The sequence below is a fragment of the Pollutimonas sp. M17 genome (assembly GCF_025836975.1).
Classification (GTDB): Bacteria; Pseudomonadota; Gammaproteobacteria; order Burkholderiales; family Burkholderiaceae_B.
This window is the reverse complement of sequence record NZ_CP107548.1, coordinates 1,228,629-1,252,401: the sequence shown is the minus strand read 5'-3', so window position 1 is coordinate 1,252,401 and position 23,773 is coordinate 1,228,629. Positions and strand designations below refer to the sequence as shown.

Here is a 23,773-nt window from a genome sequence, read left to right as displayed (position 1 = left end):
CAGACCGTAGATTGAAGGAGATCGCATGCATAAACGCATCACCATCGCCATTTCAGCAGGATTGCTTGCGCTAAGCGGAGCCGCCATGGCGCAACAGCAACAGACCCCCGCGCCGGGCCCCAATGCGCCCATGACCGTGCCGACCCCCGACTATTCCGATGCGCAGCTGGAACGCTTCGTCAGCGCCTCGCAGAAGGTCGCGATGATTTCCCAGGAATACACGCCCAAGCTGCAGGCCACGCAGGGCGAGGCAGAAAAGAAGAAAGTATTTGAAGAGGCCGACGGGAAAATGGTCAAGGCCGTGCATGACGAAGGCATGACCGTCGATCAGTTCAACGGCATCAACCAGGCGCTGCAACAGGATCCCAAGCTGGTGCAGCGCGTTCAGAAAATGGTCGAATAGAGCGCCCGGGCCCGCGCCTCGGGCCCTGGAAATCAGGCCAGGCGCAAGGTCGGCCCCTGAAGCATATCGGCCGCGGGCGATTCGGGCTGGGACTCAGGCGGAGTAGCCAGCGTGTTCCGCCCGGCCTCTTGCATGTCGAGCACGACGCCGGGATTGTCGGGTATCTTGAAGACCGACACCGCGTCGGCCAGTTGCCGGGCCTGATCCTGCAGTGAGCCCGCCGCGGCGGCGGCCTGTTCGACCAGCGCGGCGTTCTGCTGGGTGACCTCGTCCATTTGCGCCACAGCCAGATTGACCTGGTCGATGCCGGTGGACTGCTCTTCGGAGGCGGCCGAGATTTCTTTCATGATTTCGGTCACGCGCTGCACCGAGGCAAGCAATTCCTGCATGGTGTCGCCCGCGCCTTCCACCTGCCTGGCGCCGTCGGCCACCTCGGAGATCGATGCTTCGATAAGCTTCTTGATTTCCTTGGCTGCTTCAGCGCTGCGCTGCGCCAGCGAGCGCACTTCGGACGCCACCACGGCGAAGCCGCGTCCCTGTTCGCCGGCCCGCGCCGCCTCGACGGCGGCATTCAAGGCCAGGATGTTGGTCTGGAAAGCGATGCTGTCGATCACGCCGACGATCTCGCCGATCTTGCCGGAACTGCCCGAAATGCGCTGCATGGTGTGCACCACGTCGGTAACGGCTTGTTCGCCGCGCTGGGCGACCGCCGACGCGTTGGTGGCCAGCGTGTTGGCCTGACGCGCGTGCTCGGTATTCTGCTTGACCGTTGCGGCCAGTTCTTCCATGCTGGCGGCGGTTTGCTGCAGCGACGCCGCCTGCTCTTCGGTGCGGCTGGACAGGTCGGTGTTGCCGGCGGCGATCTCGGTGGAACCGATATTGATTTCATCGACGCCGGCACGCACGGCGGCGATGGTGCGCGACAGAGACTGCTGCGTTCGCCGGACGTTGTTGAACAGCACATGGACTTCGTTCTTGCTGTGCGGCGGCACCTGCGGAATGCGGACGGTCAGGTCGCCCTGGCCGAGCTTTTCCATGCCATCGATGACCTGCCGGACGGGGCGCAGGGTCCTGGCCGCCAGCCAGCCCACCAGCAAGGAGATCAGCAAGGTTCCGATCAGCATCAGCCCCATCTGGTACGCCAGATAGATGTGACTTTGCATCAGGAACTCGCCACGATCGCCCATGCCGTACATCAGCCAGTCCCAACCCGGGACCGTATCCCAGGCCACGAATCGAGAGCCGGCCGCCTGTCCGTCGCCCAGCTCGACCTGGGCGAAGCCGCTGTCGTTCTTGTACAGGGCTTCCAGGGCGGCGACGTCGGCCGCCGGCATTTCGGTGCTGAGCGGAGCGCCGGCCTTGCCGTTGGCGCCCGCGACCCGAACCCAGTCCTTGCCGTCGGCGCTGCGTCGCAGCACGCCCAGAACGCCATGGTCGGCCACCCTGACCTTGGATATCCAGTCCAGCAGATTGCCGACCTGCTCGTCGACGTCGACACGCACGGAAAAGCCGCCGTAGACGGTGCCGGACTCGTCCTTGAGCGGCTGGATGCTCATGGCATACCATTTCCCATTGCGCTGGACCACGCCGCTATAGGGCTGGCCGCCGTCCAGGGTCCTGGCCAGCAGGTCGTTGGGCTCGATCGCGCTGCCCAGCCGCACATTACCCTGCGCATCGCGCAACAAGGTCGCCGCGCGCACCCATTTATCGCCGGACCGCACGATGACGGCGGGATCGGCGCCGGTGTTTTCGTTGATGCGCATCAAGGTGTCGACGTCGCCGTTGACGATGTGGTCCTCGACCACCAGCAGCGGCACGGCCCCGCCTTCGTCGGTGTCGGTCGTGTTGCCGTCCAGCACCGGGATGCCGCCCAGTTCGCGCTGCAGGACGGGTATCAGCTGCCGGCCCCGGTCGCTGGCGCTGGCGAAGACCAGTTGCAGGGATTGGTGCACGCCATGCAGGGCGGAGGTCATTTCGCGCTCTACGGTTTCGACAGCCGTATTGCGGCTTTGCCAGGCCATGACGGCCGCGATGGCGGCCATGACGATGACGGTTACGGCCGACGTGGCCAGAAACAGCTTGATTGCCAGGGAACGCCGCGCAAGCCACCCACCGCCCGTCGACGCGCCTTCGGAACGAACGCGTGTTGTTGTCTCCATCATGGCCCCTTTTTTATGTAGCCTATGCTTCTTATGATCGGTTTAACGTCTTGGCACGACGGATCTTTACGGGCTGCGGCTTAGGTGGTTTCCCGAAAGCCGCGAATGCTGCAGCGATACACGCAGACCCGAAAAGATGCATTGACTTACATTATGCATATTTCAAGGAATTGTGTATTGGTGTTTACGTATAGACGCGCAGGCGGCGCGGATGCAAAAACGGCCCCGGAACCCTGGAGGCAGATTCAGTCTTCGGGGCCGTTGAACGGCGGATGCCGGCTCTTGAGCAAGATGCTTACATGGCCACGCTCAGGACGCGCTGCATGAACTCCGCCGCCGACATGGCTTGTCCGTTGACGGTGACGCTGTCGTTTTCGTACAGGACGGAGGCGGCCGTGGTGTCGCCATCGACCTGGACCAGGCCGGCGTCGCGCAGACGCGCCATGTACTGGTCGTAAATCATGGCCCCCATCATTTCCATCTGCAAGCGCTGCTGCGGATCGGCCTGGGCCTGTCCGAAGACCCGGATGAACATGGGCTTGGCCAGGCTGAAATCCAGCCGGACCTGCTTCAGCGCCTGGGCAAGCAGCACATCGGCATCGCCCTGGCCGGCATCGGCCGGACGGGTAAAGTCGACCTGCAGGCTGGCCTTGCTTTGCCCGTCGTCGTTTTTCCAGAGCAGTTGCTCGATGGCAACCGAAGGATCGCTGGCCAGTACGGCCATCAGTTTTTCGCGCAGCGCCTGCTCTTCCTCGTCGCTAAGCATGAGATCCTGATCGCCCTGCCCGCCATGCCTGGCCTGGATGGCATCGTATTCCTTGGCCAGGGCGGCCAGCGCCGCCAGATCCAGGCGATTGGCCCTGACGCCCAGCGACAGGCTGCCCAGATCGACAGGCCCCACGGCGACGCGGCCGAAATCGTAATGCAGCGAGCCATCCAGCATGTCGCCGGCCTGCACGTTGTCCAGCTTGACGGTCAGCTTTTCGATCGCCACCGCCTCGTCCCCGGCTTTGTCCATGGTCAGGGTGTCGACCGTGGCGCTGCTTTGCACATGCATTTTGTTTCCGTCCGCGACATCGGTCTTACTGTCCAGGCGGATGTTCTTGATGTGCAGGCTTTCGCCGGTTTGCGCATTGGCCAGCGAGAAGGCATCGAATTGCCCCGCGGCCGAGCCGCTGTTGAAATTCTTGCTGAAATCGATGTCCACCGTACCGCCGCTGAAATTGAGCGTATCGCCGTCCTCGATGAGTTCCGTGGGCGAGAAGGTCCAAACCGAATGGCCGCTGCCGCCAAAGCCGACGCGCGTATCCACCGTCAGGGGCGAACCGCCCTTCTGGCTGTCGATCCAGGCCTGTGTGGCGGGCGTGGCGGCAAGCCGGGCCCGACTATAAGCCAGCAGCGGCGCCAGATGGCCCTCTTGCAAGGCGCCAAGCGGGAAGGGGCCATGCTGCAGATGATCATGCAGCGCAAGATCGACCGGCTTGCCGTCGGGATCCTTCAAGGAAACGGTGTAAACGACATCGGAAGAGAAAAAACGGCGCTGGTAGTCGGCGATGCCGATTTTCACTCCGTCGGCGTCCGGCCCCAGATACCTGGCCAGGCGTGTATTGGCTTGCGCCACGGCCTCTTCGATGGTTTTCCGAGCTTCTTTTCCCACGTACCATGTGGCGCCCAGATAGGCGGCGCCCAGGACCACCACAACGCCGATCACCCCTGTACTTTTCTTCATTTTTACCTTGTATGCTGAAAGCCGATCCGGTGCGCCGCCCGATGGGTTCACGCATTCAAATGCGAATCAATCGAACGGCACTCCAGCCATTTAAACATGAAAGCGCGGCGGCGAAACGGCCTTTGCATTGCATGCCGGACGAAACCTGCCTACCATACAAAACGCAGTCCGACCCTTGGCTAAACCGACAAGAACCAAATCACCCATGAGCGCGAATTTCCAATTCTATTTTGATTTTTCCTCGCCTTACGGCTATCTGGCCAGCACGCAAATCGAGGCCCTGGCCGCCGAGTTCGATCGCCAGGTCGACTGGCATCCCATATTGCTGGGCCCCATGTTCAAGGCGATGAGTTCCGCGCCGCTGGTCGAGATCCCCCTGAAAGGGAAATACGCGCTGCATGACTTCGAGCGTAGCGCAAAGCTGTTCGGCATTCCTTATTCGCAGCCCAGGGCCTTCCCCATCGGCACGGTGGCGGCCGCGCGCGCCGTCCTGTACGTGCAGCGCAAGGCGCCCGAAAAGGCGGCCGATTTCATCAAGCGGCTGTATCGCGCGTATTTTTCGGAAGGACGGAACATCGGCGAGGCCGGGACGGTGCTGGATCTGGCGGCGGAGCAAGGCATCGATGCGTCCGACCTGGCCAAGGGCATCGCCCAGGAAGAAATCAAGGACCTGCTGAAAGAATCGGTGGCCGGGGCCATGGAGCGCGGCGTATTCGGTTCGCCATTCATCTTCGTCGACGGCGAGCCCTTCTGGGGCTTCGACCGATTCGACCACATCCGCAGGTGGCTGCGCAGCCAAGCCTGAGAACGCGGCAGGGGCAGGCCGGCCGCTTGACCCGCATGTCCGGCTCCGAAGCCTACGGCCCCTTCAGGGCCCGCCGCCAGGCTGCTATTCGCTGTCGGGCTGATTCGCCGGAGCGGCCTGCTGGAATGCGGCAAGGCCGGCGCATTCCGCGTCGATGCGCACGATAGTCGGGTAGGCGCTTTCGTCGCAGCCGAAGCGGCGCGCATTGAACAATTGGGGCACCAGGCACAGGTCTGCGAAGGTGGGCTGATCGCCATGGCAATAGCGGCCGGTTTCGGGGCTGGCGGCCAGCATCGCCTCCAGCGCCGACAGGCCTTGCGCAATCCAATGCCTGTACCATTCGTTCTTGGCTTCTTCGCCCACACCCATCTCGTGCTTCAGGTACTTGAGCACGCGCAGGTTGTTCAAGGGATGGATATCGCAGGCAATGGTTTGCGCGATGGCACGCACGCGGGCCCGTCCCTTGGCGTCGGCGGGCAGCAAGGTCGGTGCCGGATGGGTTTCCTCCAGGTATTCCAGGATGGCCATGGACTGGCCCACCGCCAGGTCTCCGTCGACCAGCGTGGGCACGAGGGCAGTGGGATTCAGCGAACGATAGCTATCGGACAACTGCTGCCCGCCGTCCTTCAGCAAATGCACGGGCACCGTCTCGTAGGCCAGGCCCTTCAGGTTCAGGGCTATGCGTACGCGGTAGGCGGCGGAACTGCGGAAGTAGCTGTACAGCTTCATGGCGTGTCCTTGATTTTTCGGGATAGCTCTTTGGGCAGGGGGAAGGAGACGTTCTCGGGCGTGCCGTCCAGCGTGCGCACGGAAATGGCGCCCAATTCCTTAAGGCGGGCGATCACCTGATGCACCAGGACGTCGGGCGCCGATGCGCCCGCGGTGACGCCGACGCGCCTGGCCCGGGCCAGCCAGGCGGGATCGATCATGTCGGGCGTGTCGATCAGATAGGCCGCCGCGCCCTTGCGCTCGGCCACTTCGCGCAAACGGTTGGAGTTCGAGCTGTTCGGGCTGCCCACGACCAGGACCAGGTCGCATTCCGGAGCCATGATCTTGACGGCATCCTGGCGATTTTGCGTGGCGTAGCAGATATCGCTTTTCTTGGGCTCGATGATGGAAGGAAACCGCGTGCGCAGCGCCTGGGCAACCACCGCCGCATCGTCGACCGACAGGGTCGTCTGGGTGACGAAGGCCAGGTTGTCGGGGTCGCGCACCTGCAGGGCGGCGACGTCTTCGGGCGTTTCAACCAGATACATGCCGGCGTCGGCCTGGCCCAGCGTGCCTTCGACCTCGGGGTGGCCGCGGTGGCCTATCATGATGATCTCGCGCCCCGCCGCACGCATGCGCGCCACTTCGATGTGCACCTTGGTCACCAGCGGGCAGGTGGCGTCGAACACCTTCAGGCCCATTTCCTCGGCCTCCGCCCGCACGGCCTTGGCAACGCCATGCGCCGAAAACACCACGATGGCGCCCGCAGGCGCCTCGTGCAGCTCGTCGATGAATATCGCGCCCTTTTGCTTCAGGTCCTGGACCACATAGCGGTTATGGACGATTTCATGCCGCACATAGATGGGTGCGCCATGCAGTTCCAGCGCCCGCTCGACGATGTCGATGGCGCGGTCGACGCCGGCGCAGAAGCCCCTGGGCTGCGCCAGAACGACTTCCATGCCGCTCTCCGGACTGTGTTCCGACATTACAAGACCCCCAACAAGGAAACTTCGATGTGCAGGTCCGCCCCCGCCAGGGGGTGGTTGAAATCGAAGAGGACGGCGTCGTCGCCGAACTGCTTCAGGACGCCCGAGTAGCGCCCCCCGTTGGGCGCGGTGAACTCCACCATGTCGCCCGGCTCGAATTGGTGGTCGGGGTCGGCATGCTCGGCCAGCATGCCGCGCGACACCCATTGCAGCAGATCCGGATTGCGGTCGCCATAAGCGCCCGCGGCGGGCAGATCGAAGGAAAAGCGCATGCCTTCCTCGCGTCCCAGCAGGCCTTCCTCCATGCCGGGCGCCCACTGGCCGGCGCCCATTTGCAGGGTGGCCGGCCGGCCGTCGAAGGTGTTGGCGAACACGGATCCCGCCGCGGGACCGGACCTGAGCTCGATGCGGTAATGCAGGGTCAGGTAGGAATCGGGGCGGACAAAGGCATTCACAGGATCGGAAGTAGAGGTCAAAATCTGTCACCGTAGAGGACTGTTGCTATGCCACCATTTTAGCCTCTTGCGCGGCGCGCATCCGCGGCGCGGCAAGCGTTGCGGATGCATGGACGCCCGCCGGGCCACATCCAGCCGCTTTTCGGTTTCCGGGACATCCCGGCCATCCGTAAAAGTCCAGACGGACAAAAGGCCGATTTCAATCGAGAGAGCGCACTAAAACCTGTCACGCTAGAGGCAATTTCCTATGTCTTTCCAGGCCTTTCATGACCCGTCATTCCACCGACCTCCAGTCCGAGCGTCCTCGCGAACGCCTGCTGGCCCATGGCGCGCAGGTATTGACCTCGCCTGAACTGCTGGCCATCATCCTGCGCACCGGCATCAAGGGCCGCGACGCCGTCAGCCTGGGGCGCAGCCTGATGGAACGGTTCGGCGGGCTGCGCGCCCTGCTTTCGGCCGACGCCCAAACCCTGCTGGCCCTGCCCGGCCTGGGCATGGCCAAGACCTGCGAGCTTCTCGCCATCAACGAACTGAACCGCCGCGCCCTGGAAGAAGACCTGAAGGCCGGCCAGGCGCTGGACCAGCCGCAACGGGTCAAGCATTACTGCACCGCCACGCTGGGCCATCTGCAAGTGGAACATTGCATGGCGTTGTATCTGGACAGCCAGTTCCGCCTGATCACCGCCGAGGAAATCTCGCGCGGCACCCTGACGCAGGCTTCGGTGTACCCAAGGGAAGTCATCAAGGCGGGCCTCAAGCACCACGCCGCGGCACTCATTCTGGCCCACAATCATCCCTCGGGTATTGCCGAGCCCAGCGAAGCCGACCTGGCGCTTACCCGCCACCTGAAGCATGCCTTGGCGCTGGTGGACATCCGCCTGCTGGATCATCTTATCGTTACGCGGTCGGGCGCCGTGTCGCTGGCCGAGCGGGGGCAAGTCTGATCCCTCGAACCGAAAAAATCACTGACATGAAAAAAATAAATCGTATAAGCTTCAATTAAATTCCAGCCAAGGCCGCGTGCCGCCCCCAGGCGCAGCGCCGAATCAGGTTCATCATCATGCAACAGCTATGGGATATCTCGCCGCCGGTTTCGGCGCAATCCCCGGTCTTTCCCGGAGACACGCCGTACAGCCGGAAATGGAACGCCACCATCGGCCCGCACTGTCCGGTCAACGTCAGCCAGATCACGCTGTCGCCGCATGTCGGCGCCCACGCCGACGCCCCTTTGCATTACAGCAACCGGGGGGCCGCCATCGGCCAGCTTGGGCTGGAGCCCTTCCTGGGGCCCTGCCGCGTCATCCACGTGCTGCACGGGCGGGCCCTGATCGCCGCCGAAGACCTGCTGCCCTTCCTGGATCAAGCCCCGCCGCGCATACTGGTACGCACGTGCGCACAGGCCAACGTCACCGCCTGGAGCGACGACTTCGCCGCCTTCGCCCCCGAGGCCATCGAATTCCTTGCCCGGCGCGGCGTCCTGCTCATCGGACTGGACACCCCCAGCATCGACCCGGCCAACAGCAAGACACTGGATAGCCATCAAACCATACTGAAACACGATATCCGCGTGCTCGAAAACCTGGTCCTGGACCAGGTCGCCGCCGGCGACTACGAGCTTATCGCCCTTCCCCTGGCGCTGGCCGACGCCGACGCCAGCCCCGTGCGGGCCGTCCTGCGCCGCCTGCCGGCAACGTATTGAGTCGTCCAAGACATGAGCAAACCTCACCACGAACCTGATGGCCATACCATCGTCCAGGAAGAGAAAGCCCAACTCGATTTTTCCCGTGACATGAGCTACGGCGACTATCTGCACCTGGACGCCCTGCTCAGCGCGCAGCATCCCTTGTCGCCCGAGCACAATGAAATGCTGTTCATCATCCAGCACCAGACCAGCGAGCTCTGGATGAAGCTCATGCTGCATGAATTGCGCGCCGCCAGGCAGAACCTGGCCGCCGATCGCCTGCAGCCCTGCTTCAAGATGCTGGCCCGGGTCAGCAAGATCATGGAACAGCTGGTGCACGCCTGGGACGTCCTGGCCACCATGACGCCGCCGGAATACTCCGCCCTGCGGCCCTACCTGGCCCAATCCAGCGGCTTCCAAAGCTACCAGTACCGGCAGATCGAGTTCGCGCTGGGCAACAAGAATGCCGCCATGCTGCGGCCGCATGCGCACCGGGCCGATCTGCTGGCGCAGGTGCGGCAGGCCTACGAAGCGCCGTCGCTGTACGACGAAGCCCTGCGCGCCCTGCATCGCCAGGGCCTGGCCATTCCGGCCGAGTATCTCGACCGCGACTGGACGCAGGCCTATTCGGCCAGCCCCGACGTGGAGCAGGCCTGGCTGACCGTCTACCGCCATCCCGAGCAGCACTGGGACCTGTATCAACTGGGCGAAAAGCTGACCGACCTGGAAGACGCCTTCCGCCTGTGGCGATTCCGCCACGTCACCACCGTGGAGCGCATCATCGGCTTCAAGCGCGGCACGGGCGGCACGTCGGGCGTGTCCTACCTGCGTAAAATGCTGGATGTGGTGCTGTTTCCAGAGCTTTGGAAGTTGCGCACCGACTTATAAATACGCTAGAATGGCTAGTTACCTTGGATACGTGGCTAGTGGTTGGCGGCATGGCAGGCAGCCGCACACGCCTAGCTGGCGACCCGATTTTATTGGAAAAAACAGGAATCTCGATCATGAAAGAAGGCATCCACCCCGAATACCGCGAAGTGGTGTTTCTGGATCAACAGACGGGCACGAAGTTCGTTTCGCGTTCCACGCTCAACAGCCGCGAAACCATTGAACTCGACGGTAAAACCTACCCCTTGTTCAAGTGCGACGTAACCTCGGAATCGCACCCGTTCTACACCGGCGCGCAAACGCGCATCGTTGAAACCGGCCGCGTCGAAAAATTCCGCGCCCGTTTCGCCCGCACCACCGGCACCACGCGCAAGGCTTCGTAAGCTTTCGGGCTTCAGCCCCGCGTATGCAAGGCAGCCTCATGGCTGCCTTTTTAATTTAAGATACGCTCATCCTCACCCTAAGCGCGCCACTTGTGTCACCCAGCAACTCCCTTTCCACTCCAGCCCGTCTGACCGCCACGGCGACCGTGAAGCTGCCCCGGCTTTTCCTGCTGGTGGTTGGCGTGATCTACATTCTGGCTGGACTGTTCTTCAGGGATCCCTGGAAAACCGACGACGTGGTGGGCCTGGCCACCATGATGACGGCCCTGAACGACGGCGGCCACACCTGGCTGCTGCCCCAGATCGGCGCGCTCGCCCATGCGCAGGACGGCCCGCTGACCATGTGGGTGGGGGCCTTCTGCATCTGGGCGTTCTCGCCCTTCTTCGAGTTGTTCACCACACCGCTGGACGCCGCCATCATTGCGTCGCGCCTGCCCAATTTCCTGTGGTTCGGCCTGCTGACCAGCTCCATATGGTACGGCACCTACCTGCTGGGCCGCCGTCCCGAGCCGCAGCCCCTGGCCCTGCCCTTCGGCGGCGAACCCACGGTGCGGGACTACGGCCGCATGATCGCCGACGCCGCCCTGCTGCTGATCGTGGCCACCGTGGGCATCGTGTGGCGCATGCACGAAACCTCCGAGGTGCCGGCGCTCATCGCCTTCCAGGCCCTGGCCTATTACTCGGTCGCACGCATGCTGGACCATCCCGCCTCGGGTTCCATCACCCTGGGCCTGGCGCTGGCCGCCGCCTTCCTGGCGCGTGGCTGGATAGGCGCGCTGCCCATCATGCTGGCCGTGATCTTCGTCTTCACGCCGCGCAGCGCCCTGTGGCACCGGAAGAAATGGCTGGCCATGGCCGCCGCGATCTGCGCGGCCCTGACGCTGCTGTGGTGGATACCCGCCCGCAACCTGGGCGAATACTGGATGCACAACTGGGTGCTATGGAATACCAGCGCCTTTGGCTGGCCGCGCTATCAGGAAGTCCTGAGCACCCTGCGCGACCTGCCCTGGTTCCTGTGGCCGACCTGGCCTTTCGCCTTGCTGGCGCTATGGCGCTGGCGCTCATGGCTGACGGCGCCGCACATGTGGATACCGCTGATGTTCGCGGCGTGGCCGCTGGCCGCCATGCTGTTCCAGGTCGACGCCTTCGAACCCGAATACAGCCTGCTTGCCCTGCCGGCCGCCGTCCTGGCCGCCTTCTCCCTGCCCACGCTGCGCCGGGGAGTGGTGAATTCCCTGGACTGGTTCGCGGTGATGTGTTTTTCATTGACGACCGCCACCGTCTGGCTGGGCTGGATCGCCCTGCAAACCGGCTGGCCGCGGCAGATTGCGCACAACATCGCCCGCCAGACCCGCGGCTACGACGTCTATATTTCCTGGCCCGCCGTGCTGGTGGCCGTCCTGGGCACGCTGGCATGGCTGGCGCTGGTGCGCTGGCGGCTGCACACCAAGCCCGCGGGCCTGTGGCGCGGCACGGTGCTGTCCGCGGGCGGCCTGATCGTCACCTGGCTGCTGCTGGTCACCCTATGGATGCCCGCGCTGGACTACGTGCGCAGCTACCGCAGCGTTTCGGCCCAGCTTGCCACGGCCCTGAGCACCCTGGCACGGCCCGGCGAATGCGTGCGCGCCCAGGGCGTAGGCACCGGACAGCGCGCTTCCTTCCTGGTCTTCAACGGCATCGACTTCAACTACGATTCGTCCTGCTCCCTGGTCGTGCAGCAAACCTCGCCGCAAAGCGTCGAAGACGGCACAGCGGCCTATTCCGACGAAGCAACGGTATTGTGGGTGGGCAAACGCGGTGCGGATCGCCATGAAATGTTCCGTCTCCTGCGCATTGGCCGTCCGTGAACACCCACAGCATCCAAACTCACAAGCCCGTCCACTACGTCAAGGAAATCCTGCGCCAGGCCTGGCCGGTGCTGGTCAGTTCCTGGGCCAGCCTGATATTCGGCGTGCTGGACACCGCCATGGCGGGCCACGCCAGCGCCGCCGACCTGCAAGCCATGGCGCTGGCCGCCTCCATCTACATCACCGTGTTCGTGGGCCTGATGGGCGTGGTCCACGCGCTGATTCCCATCATTGCGCAGCATTACGGCGGCCAGCGCTATCTGGAAGTGGGCCGGGCCTGGGGCCAGGGGGTATGGCTGGCGCTGGGCCTGTCGCTGGCCGGCGGCGCCGCCATGCTCTTTCCCGATACCTGGCTGTCGCTGTCGGGCGACGTCGAACCGGCCGTGCGCGACAGCATCACCTGGTATCTGCGGGCCTTGATCCTAGCGCTGCCGGCCACCCTGGTGTTCCGCACGATCTATGCCCTGGGCACGGCGGTTTCGCGCCCCAAGACCGTCATGGTCATCAACCTGGGCAGCGTGGCGTTCAAGTTCTTCTTCAATTGGGTGTTCATGTTCGGCAAGCTGGGCATGCCGGCCATGGGCGCGGTGGGCGCGGGCCTGTCGACCGCCCTGGTCGGATGGATGACCTTCGCCGCCGGGCTGTGGGCCATCTATCACGACCCCTACTACCTGCGCTTCAGGCCGCGCCTGGGCCGGCCCGACTGGGCCAGCCAGAAGGAATTGCTGCGGCTGGGCCTGCCCATGGGCGGCTCCTACCTGATCGAGATCTGCGCCTTCAGTTTCATGGCCCTGCTGGTGGCTCGCGAAGGCATGTACGTGACGGGCGGACACCAGATCATGGCCAACCTGGCGGCCCTGAGCTACATGATGCCCATGGCGGTGGGGATTGCCACGGCCTCGCTCACGGCGCAGGCCATCGGCGCCCGCGATGCCGCGAAAGCCCGTGCCACGGGCGCGGCCGGCATGGGCATCGTCGCCATCGGCGCGGCGGTGACCGCCGTCCTGCTGGTCCTGGGCCGCGCGCCGATACTGGGCGCCTACACCGACGACCTGCAGGTGGCCGCCGTGGCGGCCGCTCTGCTGCAGATACTGCCGTGGTTCCATCTATGCGACGCCATGCAATGCATAGGCTCGTACTTGCTGCGAGCCTATAAAGTCGCCGTCGTGCCGCTCATCCTGCAAGTGGTGGCCCTGACGGGCCTGGGCCTGATCGGCGGGTGGTGGCTGGGTTTCGGCCCGGCGGCCGGCGCCCTGCGCCCGGTCGTCGAGGCCATCGCGCCGGGCGCCCCCGCCGGCGCCGGAACCATGTGGCTGATGGCCCTGGCCGGACTCGGCCTGTCCGCCGCCCTGCTGTTTGCCTGGTACGGGCATGTGGTCAGGGCGCATGCGCGCCTGCTGAACGCCTAGCAGCGTCCTAGGCCGCGTCGCCCGCTTCGATGGTGGGCGTCACCAGTTCCACGACCTTGCTGCGCGACAGCATTCCAAGAAACTCGTCGTTGTCGCCGGTCACGGCCAAGGGCTCGGTGCTGCGCAGCATGCGCCCAAGGACTTCGTCCAGGCCCGCCGTGGCCGGCACCGACGCCATATCCTCGACATAGCGCGCCACGTCGCGGGCGCCCTCGCGCACCGCCTGCTCGGCCGCCGTCCGGCTGAGGGTGCCAGCCAGCCGCTTGCCGTCCAGCACCACCGTGTACTGGTAGTCCATGGACGCCATGCGTTCCACGGCGTGCGCGGGGCGCGAGCGCATGGTCAGGGTCAGCGAGGGTTCGTTGCAGGCATGGGCGGCATTGAGCACCTTGCCGCGATTGACGTCCTGCAGGAAGGCCTGGACGTAATCGTCGGCGGGCGCCAGCAGAATGTCCTCGGGTGTGCCTTCCTGCACCAGTTCGCCATCCTTCAGAATGGCGATCCGGTTGCCCAGGCGCAGCGCCTCGTCCAGGTCGTGGGTGATGAACACGATGGTCTTGTTCAACTGCGCCTGCAACTGCAGCAACTGATCCTGCATTTCACGGCGTATCAGGGGATCCAGGGCCGAGAAGGCCTCGTCCATGAGCAAGATCTCGGCATCGGTGGCCAGCGCGCGGGCCAGGCCCACCCGCTGCTGCATGCCGCCCGACAACTGGTGCGGATACTGGTTTTCGAAGCCGGCCAGGCCTACCTGCTCCAGCCAGTGCCGCGCTTTCTCGCGCCGCTCTTTCTTGGCCATGCCCTGCACTTTCAGGCCATAGGCCGCATTCTCGATGACGCTGCGATGGGGAAACAGGCCGAAGCGCTGGAACACCATGCTCATTTTCTGCTGCCGGAATTTCTCGAGCGCGGACTTGCCCAGCGTGACCACGTCCACGCCGTCGACCAGTATCTGGCCCGCGCTGGGCTCGATCAGGCGATTGAAATGGCGTATCAGGGTGGACTTGCCCGAGCCCGACAAGCCCATGATCACATAGATGCTGCCCTCTTCGATGGACAGGCTGATGTCGCGCAGGCCCAGCGTGTGGCCGCTCTCGGCCAGCAGCTCTTCCTTGCTGATTCCGCCCTGCGCCGCTTCCAGCCAGCGCTCGGGGCGCGGGCCGAATATCTTGAAGATGTTTCGTACTTCGATCTTGCTCATGTCAGGCCCCCTTGCGCTGGCGTTGCCCGAACTGCTGCGTAATCCGGTCGAAAACAATGGCGATGATGACGATGCCCAGGCCGGCCAGCACGCCACGGCCCACCTGCAAGCGGTTGATGCCCTGCAGGACCTCGTAGCCCAGGCCGCGCACGCCTATCATCGAGGCGATCACCACCATGGCCAGGGCCATCATCGTGGTCTGGTTGATGCCGGCCATGATGTTGGGCATGGCCAGCGGCAGCTGCACGCCGAACAATTGCTTGAACCGATTGGCCCCGAAGGCGCGCGAGGCTTCCAGCACCTCGGAATCGACCAGCCGTATGCCCAGGTCGGTCAGGCGTATGACGGGCGGCACGGCATAGATGATGGTGGCAATGATGGCCGCAATCTTGCCCAGGTTGAACAGCATCACGACGGGAATCAGGTACACGAAGCTGGGCATGGTCTGCATGACGTCCAGGATGGGAAGCATGACGGCGCGCAGCCACTTGAAGCTGGCCATCAGAATGCCCATGGGAATGCCGATTGCCACCGATATGACGACGGCCACGATCATCAGGGACAGGGTCTGCATGGCCGCATCCCACAGGCCGATGAAGCCGATCAGGCACAGCATGGCGCCGATGATTAGCGCAAAGCCCGCGCGGCGGCTGGCGAACCAGGCCAGCGCCATCACGGCCAGCACGACCGTCCACCACGGCGAGTAGCGCACGACCTGATCCATCCAGATCAGCACATCCAGCAAAGGCTGCGTCAGGGCGCGCAGCAGCTCGGAATAGTTGGAAACGATATTGCCGACGAAATCGTCGATGGGCGCCCGCAATGCGCGCGGGGAAATGAATTCGGGAAACATAAAATCAACTCCGTAAAACTCGCGAAGGCGGCGGCCCGCAAGGGGGCCTGCCGCCTGGAATGGCGCCGGCGCGCGGCCGGCCGCCCCCTGCGGGGGCTGGGCTCACGAGTGTTAAAGAGCGGTTTTTACGCGCTCCGCGGCATCGGCGGGCAGCCATTTGCTCCAGACCTCGCCCTGATTCTGGAGAAACCACTTGGCCACGTCGACGGGCTCGGCCTCGTTCTCTTCCATGTAGGCCATGGCCTTGTCCATGACCGGCAGGGGCACCGACACCTTGGACAGGAACTCGGTCAGCTTGGGCGCATCCTGGGTGAACCGGGTGCTTACCGCGGTGAAGACCGGGTTTTCAGGATAGGCGCTGGGCTCGGGCTTGGCGCAATTGGGATCGGTCAGGCAGGCGTGCTTGGCCTTGTCATAGGCCGGCAGCTCCAGCTTGACCAGATCCATGGAACCCACCAGAGGGGTCGGGTACCAGTAGTAGAAAACAATGTTTTCCTTGCGCTTGTAGGCAGCGGTCAGGGCCGCCTTCTGGGTGGCGCCGGTACCGGGGGAGAACAGGGTGAAGGTGTCGCCCAGGCCCAGGGCCTTGAACAGATTGCCGCTGACCACCTCGCAACCCCAGCCCGCCGGACAACCGTAGAAGCGGCCCTTGGTGGGCTCTTCGGGATCCTTGAACTCATCCTTGAACTTGGGCAGGTCGGCGGCTTTTTTCAGCTCGGGCAGACGCTCGGCCGTATAGCGCGGTATGAACCAGGCCTCGCCGCCCATGTAGATGTCGCCGATGCGCTTGACCTTGCCGGTGGCCTCGGCCTTGGCCCAGGGTTCGGCCACGCTGTTCAGCCAGATTTCGGTGTTGACGTCCAGGTCGCCCCGTTCAAGGGCGGCCAGCGCCGGCAGGGTTTCGGTGGGCAGGACTTCGGATTTGCACCCATAGGCCTTTTCGGCAATGAAGCGCTCGACCTCGACCAGGACCAGGTTGGATTCCCAGTTCATGCCGCCGAACTTGACGGGACGGTCGATTTCGCATTGAGGGGCTTCGGCGGCATGGGCGGCGCCGCCCATGGCATAAAAGCCGAGAATGGCCGCCAGGCCCAGGCCTAGGGCGAGCCGCGAGAAGCGCGGCGTAGCGTTCGACGGGAACGCGCGATGTGAAGGGTTCACATTGAAAGACATGGCTGTTTGCCTCCTTAAGTAACGTGGACGCGCCAATACACAGCAGGGCGCGCCAAGGCTAAGGGGGTGTGCGGAAGACGGAAGGCCGCCGATACATACCGACACTAGCGTGATGAGTACGGGTACTCGTTGACAGGTTATGGGGCCGTAAAGACCCACCATACGCCAGATTGAAAAAACTATGAAGTTTGCAGCAGTTTAAAAGAAATTGAAGCCAGATGTAAACCGGTAGTAATCCCTAGGGCGCGAAAACACCGGCTTTCGCCCACCCCGGCACCCCCGTCCGGCGACACCGGAAGCAGGCTGGAAACGCGCGGGCAGCCGCGCATTTCCGCTACATGATCATTGATAGATGTAGTCCCGCCGCCAGGGGTAGGCGAGGTCGGCGGGATGGTCCAGCTCGTCGTGGCGGCCGGGGCCGCGCGGCTGCGCCAGCACCTGGTGCAGCGCTATCCAGCCATGCTCGAAGCCCATGGCGCAACCGGCCAGGTACATGCGGTAGGCCCGCAGCGAACGCTCGCCCTGCTCACCCGGCAGCGTCTTGCGCGCCTCGGGCAGGCAGGCCTCCAGGGCGTCGCTCCAGGCCCACAGGGTACGGGCATAGTGCGGGCGCAGGTTTTCGATATCCAGGTCTTCGAGCCCGCCCTGGGTCAGGCTTTCGAGCACGTGGCTGATGTGGGTGAGCTCGCCGCCCGGAAAAATGTATTTCTCGATGAACTCGCCCATGCCCGCACCCAGTTCTGCATTGTCCACCCCGCCGGCGGTGATGCCGTGGTTCATGACCAGCCCTCCCGGACGAACCAGGCGCCTGAGCTTGGAGAAATAGCTTTCCAGCTGCGCGCGGCCCACGTGTTCGAACATGCCCACCGAAGCGATCTTGTCGTAGGGGCGGCTTTCGTCCAGCTTGCGGTAATCGAGCAGTTCCATTCGTACCCGGCCTTCCAGGCCCTTTTCCTGGATAAGGCGGTTTACATGCGCATGCTGGTTCTTGGACAGCGTGATGCCGGTGGCGTCGACGCCGTAATTCTCGGCCGCCCACAGCAGCAGACCGCCCCAGCCCGCGCCCACGTCCAGGAAGCGTTCGCCCGGAGCCAGCCTGAGCTTGCGGCAAATGTGGTCGAGCTTGGCTTCCTGGGCCTGCGCCACGCTCATGTCGGGCCGCTGGAAATAGGCGCAGGAGTAGACCCGGCGCGGATCCAGCCACAAGGCATAGAAATCGTCGGACAGATCGTAATGGAACTGGATCTGGCGCGCATCGCGATCGACCGAATGGCGCCATACCGACACCAGGCGCCGTATGAGCTCGGTCAGCCGGCCCACACGGGCCGCCTCGATGGGCGAGCCCGGCAATATCGCCGCCGCCAGCCGCATGAGATCGCGCATGGACCCGTCGATGTCGAATTTGCCTTCGACGTAATCCTCGCCCAGCACGCCCACCTGCCCGGTCGCAAGGTGCGCCAGCGTGGAGCGGTCCTTGACGGTGAGGCGGATTTCCGCATCGGGCGCGCCCACCTTCTGGCCATCGGGCAAAATAATCTGGACGGGCAGGGGCAAAGATGCCAACTTCGTTTCAACAGCAGACAAGACCGAACTCAAGGCCGACTCCTCTTGTGAAATAGCGTGGTGAAAATAGTGCCACATATTCCCCCGGAAGGGAATTCACCCCATTCAGGCATGCTAAGATGGCAATCGATACCAGCCCGGCGCATCCAGCGTCTCAACCAGACCGGATCGCGCGCCCCTTCTCTTGATGCAGCACCCAGCCCAAAGCTCCCTGACCGTCATACCGCGCTGGCTGATCCTGATGGGTCTGCTCACCGCCCTGGGGCCGCTGGCCATCGACATGTACCTGCCGGCGTTTCCGGCCATCGTCCATGGCCTGGGCACCACGCAGGGGCATGTGGAGCGCACGCTGGCCAGCTACCTGTTCGGCCTGGCCCTGGCACAGATCTTCTACGGTCCGCTCGCGGACCGCTACGGCCGCAAGCCTCCGTTGATCCTCGGCCTGGTCATTTTCCTGTCCGCCTCGATCGCCTGCAGCCTGACCGGCGACATCGAACACCTGACCTTCTGGCGCATCGCCCAGGCTTTCGGCGGCGCGGCCGGCATCGTCATCCCGCGCGCCGTCATACGCGACAACTTCGATACCCGGGACGCCTCCAAGGCGCTGTCCCTGCTCATCCTGGTCATGGGCGTGACGCCCATACTGGCGCCCATCCTGGGTGGCCAGGTGCTGGCTTTCGGCAGCTGGCGCGGAATCTTCGCCATCATGGCCCTCTGCGCGGGCCTGCTGCTGGCGGCGGTGATCCTGACCATGCGCGAAACGCTGAACCCCGAGAAAGTCATTCCGCTGGGGCCCCTCATCATCGCCCGGAACTACCTGGCCCTGCTGCGCCACCGGCGCTTCATGTGCTACACCTTGGCCGGCGGCTTCGGCTCGGCGGGCATGTTCGCCTACATTTCCGGATCGCCGCGCGTCTTCATCGAAATCTTCCAGGTCGATCCCGGGTATTTCGGGCTTCTGTTCGCCATCAACGCCGCCTCGCTCATCGGCGCCTCGCAAGTCAGCGCGCGCCTGCTCAACCGGCACACGCCCGAAGGGCTGTTGCGGGTGGCCCAGATCACCCTGGTGGCCATGACGCTGCTGGGGCTGATCCTGACGCTGGCCGGCGCCATCACGCTGCCGCTGCTCATGATCTGCCTGGCCGGCTTCATGGCCAGCCAGGGCTTCGTCAATCCGAACGCCGCCGCGCTGGCCCTGCGGGAACAGGGCAATCGGCTGGGGGTCGCCTCGGCGATGATGGGCACTCTGCAGATGCTGTGCGGAGCCGGCGCCGGGCTGGCCGTCAGCGCCTGGCAGTCGGACACGCCCCTGCCCCTGACCGGCCTGCTGGCGCTTTGCGCCGGCCTTTCGTGGCTATTTGGACGCATCGCGCTACGGTCGGCTTGATATAACAAGCACTTTCGTATTAGAATGCTAGGCTTTACAGATGGATGCAGGCGCCTTTTACCTTATGCTTGTACCTTATAGGTACCCATACAGGCAGGCACCCGCATCAGGCAAATTCTCAAGGGGTATTACCATGGCACGCGTATGCCAAGTTACCGGAAAAGGCCCAATGGTGGGCAACAATGTTTCGCACGCAAACAACAAGACCAAGCGTCGTTTTTTGCCTAACTTGCAATCGCGCCGTTTTTGGGTTGAAAGCGAGAACCGCTGGGTTCGCCTGCGCGTTTCGACCAATGCGCTGCGCACCATCGACAAGAACGGCATCGAGTCCGTACTGGCCGAACTGCGCGCCCGCGGCGAAGCGGCTTAATCAAGCCGGCTGAAACGCTAGCGATCTAACCTTCAGGAGCTCAACATGGCAAAAGGTATCCGCGAGAAAATCAAGCTCGAATCCACAGCCGGCACCGGTCATTTCTACACGACCACCAAGAACAAGCGCAACATGCCCGAGAAAATGCTGATCAAGAAGTTCGATCCCGTTGCTCGCAAGCACGTTGACTACAAGGAAACCAAGCTCAAGTAATGAGCTTGCCGATGGCACTCGCGCGCTGTATTCACCGGCTCGCCCCAGCCGGTTCCTGCCGCTGACGCAGAGCCATCCGGATTCCTTGCAAACCCCGCCCCGGCGGGGTTTTTTCATCTTGGGGCCGGCCGGCCGCGCAAGGCGCTCCGGCCGCAGATCATGGTTGGGCGAAGCATCCTATAATGCATGGTTTGCGCAACCACTCACCAATTTCCCGGATCCCATGCAGGAACGCTACAGCCCCAACGACGTCGAAAAAGCCTCTCACCAGAACTGGGAGTCGCGCGACGCCTACCGTGTCACCGAAAACGCCAAGGCCGCCGACGGTTCGCCCAAGCCCAAGTTCTATGCATGTTCGATGCTGCCCTACCCCAGCGGCAAGCTGCACATGGGGCATGTGCGCAACTACACCATCAACGACATGATGGCGCGCCAGTTGCGCATGCGCGGCTATAACGTGCTGATGCCCATGGGCTGGGACGCCTTCGGCATGCCGGCTGAAAACGCCGCCATCAAGTCGCAGGTGCCGCCCGCCAAATGGACCTACGACAACATCGCCTACATGAAGAAACAGATGCAGGCGATGGGGCTGGCCATAGACTGGTCGCGCGAGATGTGCGCCTGTGATCCCAAGTACTACAAATGGAACCAGTGGCTGTTCCTGAAGATGCTGGAAAAAGGCATCGCCTACCGCAAGACCCAGGTCGTGAACTGGGATCCCGTCGACCAGACCGTGCTGGCCAACGAGCAGGTCATCGACGGCCGGGGCTGGCGATCCGGCGCGCTGGTCGAAAAACGCGAGATACCGGGCTACTACCTGCGCATCACCGACTACGCGGAAGAGCTCATCGACCAAGTGCAGAACGGCCTGCCCGGCTGGCCCGAGCGCGTGCGTCTGATGCAGGAAAACTGGATAGGCAAGAGCGAAGGCGTGCGCTTCGCCTTCACGCATGACATCAAGGACGACGCGGGCCGGCTGATACAGGACGGCCGCATGTATGTCTTCACGACGCGCGCCGACACCATCATGGGCGTCACCTTCTGCGCGGTGGCGCCCGAACATCCCTTGGCCGCGCATGCCGCGGGCAGGAATCCGGAATTGGCCGCCTTCATCGAGTCGTGCAAGCAGGGCGGTACCACCGAAGCCGAGATGGCCACGCGCGAGAAAGAAGGCATGCCCACCGGCCTGTCGGTCACCCATCCCCTTACCGGCCAGCCCGTTCAGGTATGGGTGGGCAACTATGTGCTCATGAGCTATGGCGATGGCGCCGTCATGGGCGTGCCGGCCCACGACGAGCGCGACTTCGCCTTCGCCAGGAAATACGCCCTGCCCATCCGGCAGGTGGTCGCCGTCGAAGGCAAGACCTATTCCACCGAACAGTGGCAGGACTGGTACGGCGACAAGCAGCAGGGCCATTGCATCCACTCCGGCAAGTACGACGGCCTTGCGCAGGCGCAAGCCGTGGGCGCGGTCGCCGCCGATCTGGCCCAGAAAGGCCTGGGCGAAAAGCAGACCACCTGGCGCCTGCGCGACTGGGGCATCTCGCGCCAGCGCTACTGGGGCACGCCCATTCCCATCATTCATTGCCCCGACTGCGGTCCCGTGCCCGTCCCCGAGCAGGACCTGCCCGTCGTGCTGCCCGACGACCTGATTCCCGACGGCAGCGGCAACCCCCTGGCCAAGCACGAAGGCTTCCTGTCCTGCCATTGCCCCAAGTGCGGCGGGGCGGCCCGGCGCGAAACCGACACCATGGATACCTTCGTGGACTCGTCCTGGTACTTCATGCGCTATACCTCGCCCGGCAACGATACGGCCATGGTCGACGAGCGCAACGATTACTGGATGCCGATGGACCAGTACATCGGCGGCATCGAGCACGCCGTGCTGCACTTGCTGTACGCGCGCTTCTGGACCCGCGTCATGCGCGACCTGGGCCTGGTCAAGTTCGACGAACCCTTCACCCGCCTGCTGTGCCAGGGCATGGTGCTGAACCATATCTATTCGCGCAAGAACGAGAACGGCGGCGTCGAATACTTCTGGCCCGAGGAAGTGGAGAACATCCATGACGCCAAAGGCGCCATCATCGGCGCCAAGCGGATTTCCGACGGCTCGGCTGTGCAGTACGGCGGCATAGGCACCATGTCGAAATCCAAGAACAACGGGGTCGATCCGCAATCGCTGATCGATTCCATGGGCGCCGACACGGCCCGCCTTTTCGTGATGTTCGCCAGCCCGCCCGAACAGACCCTGGAATGGTCGGACTCGGGCGTCGAGGGCGCCAACCGCTACCTGCGCCGGCTCTGGTCCTTCTGCCACGCCAGACAGACGGACATCCGCGACGGCAACGCCGGCGACGCCGACTGGACCGGCGCCGACGAGGCTTCGAAAACGCTGCGCCGGGAGATCCACACCCTGCTCAAGGTCGCCGATTACGATTACCAGCGCATCCGGTACAACACCGTGGTGTCCACGAGCATGAAGATGCTCAATGCGCTCGAATCCGCCGCCCTGCCCGATACGGCCGTGGCCCGCCGCGCGCTGGCCGAGACCCTGTCCATCCTGCTGCGCGTGCTGTATCCGGTCGTCCCGCACATCACCTGGCAGCTGTGGCGGGACCTGGGCTACGACCAGGCCTACGGCGATCTGCTGGACGCGCCCTGGCCCGTGGTCGACGAAGCCGCGCTGATCGCCGACGAAATCGAGCTGATGCTGCAGATCAACGGCAAGCTGCGCGGCTCCATCAAGGTCGCCAACGGAGCCGGCAAGGACGACATCGAACAGGCGGCGCTCGGACACGAAGCCGCCGACCGCTACCTGGAGGGCCGGCCGGCCAAACGGGTCATCGTCGTCCCGGGTAAACTCGTCAACATCGTCGGATAGAATCAGGCATGCACAGCCCTATGCTCACGTCCCAGCCCCTCGCCCCGGCCTCGCAGCGTTACTTGCGGGGGCTGGCCTGCATGGCGCTCTGCCTGTTCCTGGCGGCTTGCGGCTTCCACCTGAAAGGGGTGTCGCCGCTGCCGTTCAACACGATCTACACCAATATCGAAGAGAACTCCGAATTCGGCTCGGGCATGCGGCGGGCCATCGTCGCCAGTTCGCCCGCCACGCGCTTCGTCTCCGACCCCGCCCAGGCGCAGGCCCGGCTCACCCAGCTGGCCAACACGCAGTCATTGCGGGAACTGTCGCTGGACGCCCAGGGGCGCGTCGAAGAATACGAGCTGAACCTGGAATTCGTGTTCCAGCTTACCGACGACAAAGGGCACGTGATCCTGCCGCCGACCATCTTGCGGTCGACACGCCAAATCCCCTACGACGACACGGTCGTCCAGGCCAAGCAAGGGGAAATCGGCATCGTCTTCAAGGAAATGCAGCAATCCCTCATCGACCGCGTGGTGCGCAGGCTGTCTTCGCCCGACGTCGCCCACGCGTTCGCCAACGCCGAATCGCAGCCTGTGGCCGAGAACCCCATGGGCAACCTGCCCGCCGCGCCGGCCCCTCAAGCGCCATCGCCTTGGGGCGCGCCTCGCATCGTGCCGGATGCCGGCTCGTTCTAAGG

22 protein-coding genes are annotated in these 23,773 nt (G+C 63.9%); 13 read left to right on the top strand and 9 right to left on the bottom strand.

All coding sequences use genetic code 11. The annotated features are described in order from the left end of the window. The first annotated feature begins 25 nt into the window (after positions 1 to 25). A complete protein-coding gene (locus OEG81_RS06025; protein WP_264131800.1) occupies positions 26 to 403 on the top strand; it encodes a DUF4168 domain-containing protein in 378 nt (125 codons plus the stop codon). A 32-nt stretch (positions 404 to 435) separates the two neighbouring features. Here OEG81_RS06025 and OEG81_RS06020 read toward each other — a convergent pair whose 3' ends face one another. Both OEG81_RS06020 and OEG81_RS06015 read right to left on the bottom strand, forming a co-directional pair. After that, on the bottom strand, positions 436 to 2,565 hold the full coding sequence (locus OEG81_RS06020; RefSeq protein ID WP_317135371.1) for a methyl-accepting chemotaxis protein: 2,130 nt from the start codon (positions 2,563 to 2,565) through the stop codon (positions 436 to 438). A gap of 292 nt (positions 2,566 to 2,857) precedes the next feature. Then, on the bottom strand, positions 2,858 to 4,291 hold the full coding sequence (locus tag OEG81_RS06015) for a YdgA family protein (protein ID WP_264131799.1): 1,434 nt from the start codon (positions 4,289 to 4,291) through the stop codon (positions 2,858 to 2,860). 205 nt (positions 4,292 to 4,496) lie between these two features. On the opposite strand from OEG81_RS06015, the gene OEG81_RS06010 reads away from it, so the two are divergent. Next, complete coding sequence (locus OEG81_RS06010) at positions 4,497 to 5,096, top strand: 2-hydroxychromene-2-carboxylate isomerase (RefSeq protein WP_264131798.1); 600 nt, start codon at positions 4,497 to 4,499, stop codon at positions 5,094 to 5,096. 84 nt (positions 5,097 to 5,180) lie between these two features. Here OEG81_RS06010 and maiA read toward each other — a convergent pair whose 3' ends face one another. The 3 genes from maiA to OEG81_RS05995 are packed head-to-tail and all read right to left on the bottom strand — an operon-like array spanning position 5,181 to position 7,266. Further along, a complete protein-coding gene (gene maiA / locus OEG81_RS06005) occupies positions 5,181 to 5,825 on the bottom strand; it encodes a maleylacetoacetate isomerase (RefSeq protein WP_264131797.1) in 645 nt (214 codons plus the stop codon). After that, positions 5,822 to 6,790 (bottom strand): 4-hydroxy-3-methylbut-2-enyl diphosphate reductase, encoded by a 969-nt coding sequence (gene ispH / locus OEG81_RS06000; protein ID WP_264131796.1) that lies wholly within the window; start codon positions 6,788 to 6,790, stop codon positions 5,822 to 5,824. Before ispH ends, maiA begins: the two co-directional genes overlap by 4 nt. Further along, a complete protein-coding gene (locus OEG81_RS05995) occupies positions 6,790 to 7,266 on the bottom strand; it encodes an FKBP-type peptidyl-prolyl cis-trans isomerase (protein WP_264131795.1) in 477 nt (158 codons plus the stop codon). Before OEG81_RS05995 ends, ispH begins: the two co-directional genes overlap by 1 nt. A gap of 245 nt (positions 7,267 to 7,511) precedes the next feature. Here OEG81_RS05995 and radC point away from each other — a divergent pair, with 245 nt between their 5' ends. The 6 genes from radC (at position 7,512) to OEG81_RS05965 (ending at position 13,453) form a co-directional block, all read left to right on the top strand. Next, positions 7,512 to 8,189 carry a RadC family protein gene (gene radC / locus OEG81_RS05990; protein WP_264131794.1) on the top strand — a complete coding sequence of 226 codons (678 nt, stop codon included), beginning with the start codon at positions 7,512 to 7,514 and terminating at the stop codon, positions 8,187 to 8,189. 116 nt (positions 8,190 to 8,305) lie between these two features. Then, positions 8,306 to 8,944 carry an arylformamidase gene (gene kynB, locus OEG81_RS05985; protein WP_264131793.1) on the top strand — a complete coding sequence of 213 codons (639 nt, stop codon included), beginning with the start codon at positions 8,306 to 8,308 and terminating at the stop codon, positions 8,942 to 8,944. Between the two features lie 12 nt (positions 8,945 to 8,956). Then, the gene (kynA, locus tag OEG81_RS05980; protein WP_264131792.1) at positions 8,957 to 9,814 is read left to right on the top strand and encodes a tryptophan 2,3-dioxygenase; all 858 of its coding nucleotides are present in this window, start codon (positions 8,957 to 8,959) and stop codon (positions 9,812 to 9,814) included. Between the two features lie 116 nt (positions 9,815 to 9,930). Next, positions 9,931 to 10,197, top strand: a complete 267-nt coding sequence (locus OEG81_RS05975) for a type B 50S ribosomal protein L31 (protein ID WP_264131791.1) — start codon at positions 9,931 to 9,933, stop codon at positions 10,195 to 10,197. Positions 10,198 to 10,289: 92 nt separating this feature from the next. Next, positions 10,290 to 12,044: an ArnT family glycosyltransferase gene (locus tag OEG81_RS05970; RefSeq protein ID WP_264131790.1), complete on the top strand. Its 1,755-nt coding sequence runs from the start codon at positions 10,290 to 10,292 to the stop codon at positions 12,042 to 12,044. Continuing rightward, positions 12,041 to 13,453 (top strand): MATE family efflux transporter, encoded by a 1,413-nt coding sequence (locus OEG81_RS05965; protein WP_264131789.1) that lies wholly within the window; start codon positions 12,041 to 12,043, stop codon positions 13,451 to 13,453. The genes OEG81_RS05970 and OEG81_RS05965 overlap by 4 nt, the downstream gene beginning before the upstream one ends. A 7-nt stretch (positions 13,454 to 13,460) precedes the next feature. Here OEG81_RS05965 and OEG81_RS05960 read toward each other — a convergent pair whose 3' ends face one another. The 4 genes from OEG81_RS05960 to OEG81_RS05945 form a co-directional block, all read right to left on the bottom strand. Next, positions 13,461 to 14,654 carry a quaternary amine ABC transporter ATP-binding protein gene (locus OEG81_RS05960; protein ID WP_264131787.1) on the bottom strand — a complete coding sequence of 398 codons (1,194 nt, stop codon included), beginning with the start codon at positions 14,652 to 14,654 and terminating at the stop codon, positions 13,461 to 13,463. A gap of 1 nt (position 14,655) precedes the next feature. Continuing rightward, positions 14,656 to 15,507, bottom strand: coding sequence for an ABC transporter permease (locus OEG81_RS05955; RefSeq protein ID WP_264131786.1), 852 nt, complete (start codon positions 15,505 to 15,507; stop codon positions 14,656 to 14,658). 111 nt (positions 15,508 to 15,618) lie between these two features. Next, positions 15,619 to 16,569, bottom strand: coding sequence for an ABC transporter substrate-binding protein (locus tag OEG81_RS05950; protein ID WP_264132497.1), 951 nt, complete (start codon positions 16,567 to 16,569; stop codon positions 15,619 to 15,621). 453 nt (positions 16,570 to 17,022) lie between these two features. After that, positions 17,023 to 18,321 (bottom strand): class I SAM-dependent methyltransferase, encoded by a 1,299-nt coding sequence (locus OEG81_RS05945; RefSeq protein WP_412034118.1) that lies wholly within the window; start codon positions 18,319 to 18,321, stop codon positions 17,023 to 17,025. A gap of 163 nt (positions 18,322 to 18,484) precedes the next feature. Between OEG81_RS05945 and OEG81_RS05940 the strand changes: the two genes are divergently transcribed. The 5 genes from OEG81_RS05940 to lptE all read left to right on the top strand — a co-directional run bounded on the left by OEG81_RS05940 (position 18,485) and on the right by lptE (position 23,771). Continuing rightward, positions 18,485 to 19,630, top strand: coding sequence for a multidrug effflux MFS transporter (locus OEG81_RS05940; RefSeq protein ID WP_264132495.1), 1,146 nt, complete (start codon positions 18,485 to 18,487; stop codon positions 19,628 to 19,630). A gap of 133 nt (positions 19,631 to 19,763) precedes the next feature. Beyond that, complete coding sequence (gene rpmB, locus OEG81_RS05935; RefSeq protein WP_264131784.1) at positions 19,764 to 20,000, top strand: 50S ribosomal protein L28; 237 nt, start codon at positions 19,764 to 19,766, stop codon at positions 19,998 to 20,000. A gap of 45 nt (positions 20,001 to 20,045) precedes the next feature. Continuing rightward, positions 20,046 to 20,213, top strand: coding sequence for a 50S ribosomal protein L33 (gene rpmG, locus OEG81_RS05930; protein WP_003810296.1), 168 nt, complete (start codon positions 20,046 to 20,048; stop codon positions 20,211 to 20,213). A 223-nt stretch (positions 20,214 to 20,436) separates the two neighbouring features. Beyond that, the gene (gene leuS / locus OEG81_RS05925) at positions 20,437 to 23,094 is read left to right on the top strand and encodes a leucine--tRNA ligase (RefSeq protein WP_264131782.1); all 2,658 of its coding nucleotides are present in this window, start codon (positions 20,437 to 20,439) and stop codon (positions 23,092 to 23,094) included. A gap of 20 nt (positions 23,095 to 23,114) precedes the next feature. Further along, a complete protein-coding gene (gene lptE, locus OEG81_RS05920) occupies positions 23,115 to 23,771 on the top strand; it encodes an LPS assembly lipoprotein LptE (RefSeq protein ID WP_264131781.1) in 657 nt (218 codons plus the stop codon). Positions 23,772 to 23,773 lie beyond the last annotated feature (2 nt).

Bases quoted from the DNA above. Each gene is read 5' to 3' on its own strand.
- OEG81_RS06025 (WP_264131800.1), top strand. From the start codon at position 26: ATGCATAAACGCATCACCATCGCCATTTCAGCAGGATTGCTTGCGCTA.
- OEG81_RS06020 (WP_317135371.1), bottom strand. From the start codon at position 2,565: ATGATGGAGACAACAACACGCGTTCGTTCCGAAGGCGCGTCGACGGGC.
- OEG81_RS06015 (WP_264131799.1), bottom strand. From the start codon at position 4,291: ATGAAGAAAAGTACAGGGGTGATCGGCGTTGTGGTGGTCCTGGGCGCC.
- OEG81_RS06010 (WP_264131798.1), top strand. From the start codon at position 4,497: ATGAGCGCGAATTTCCAATTCTATTTTGATTTTTCCTCGCCTTACGGC.
- maiA (WP_264131797.1), bottom strand. From the start codon at position 5,825: ATGAAGCTGTACAGCTACTTCCGCAGTTCCGCCGCCTACCGCGTACGC.
- ispH (WP_264131796.1), bottom strand. From the start codon at position 6,790: ATGTCGGAACACAGTCCGGAGAGCGGCATGGAAGTCGTTCTGGCGCAG.
- radC (WP_264131794.1), top strand. From the start codon at position 7,512: ATGACCCGTCATTCCACCGACCTCCAGTCCGAGCGTCCTCGCGAACGC.
- kynB (WP_264131793.1), top strand. From the start codon at position 8,306: ATGCAACAGCTATGGGATATCTCGCCGCCGGTTTCGGCGCAATCCCCG.
- kynA (WP_264131792.1), top strand. From the start codon at position 8,957: ATGAGCAAACCTCACCACGAACCTGATGGCCATACCATCGTCCAGGAA.
- OEG81_RS05975 (WP_264131791.1), top strand. From the start codon at position 9,931: ATGAAAGAAGGCATCCACCCCGAATACCGCGAAGTGGTGTTTCTGGAT.
- OEG81_RS05960 (WP_264131787.1), bottom strand. From the start codon at position 14,654: ATGAGCAAGATCGAAGTACGAAACATCTTCAAGATATTCGGCCCGCGC.
- OEG81_RS05955 (WP_264131786.1), bottom strand. From the start codon at position 15,507: ATGTTTCCCGAATTCATTTCCCCGCGCGCATTGCGGGCGCCCATCGAC.
- OEG81_RS05950 (WP_264132497.1), bottom strand. From the start codon at position 16,569: ATGGGCGGCGCCGCCCATGCCGCCGAAGCCCCTCAATGCGAAATCGAC.
- OEG81_RS05945 (WP_412034118.1), bottom strand. From the start codon at position 18,321: ATGTGGCACTATTTTCACCACGCTATTTCACAAGAGGAGTCGGCCTTG.
- OEG81_RS05940 (WP_264132495.1), top strand. From the start codon at position 18,485: ATGGGTCTGCTCACCGCCCTGGGGCCGCTGGCCATCGACATGTACCTG.
- rpmB (WP_264131784.1), top strand. From the start codon at position 19,764: ATGGCACGCGTATGCCAAGTTACCGGAAAAGGCCCAATGGTGGGCAAC.
- rpmG (WP_003810296.1), top strand. From the start codon at position 20,046: ATGGCAAAAGGTATCCGCGAGAAAATCAAGCTCGAATCCACAGCCGGC.
- leuS (WP_264131782.1), top strand. From the start codon at position 20,437: ATGCAGGAACGCTACAGCCCCAACGACGTCGAAAAAGCCTCTCACCAG.
- lptE (WP_264131781.1), top strand. From the start codon at position 23,115: ATGCTCACGTCCCAGCCCCTCGCCCCGGCCTCGCAGCGTTACTTGCGG.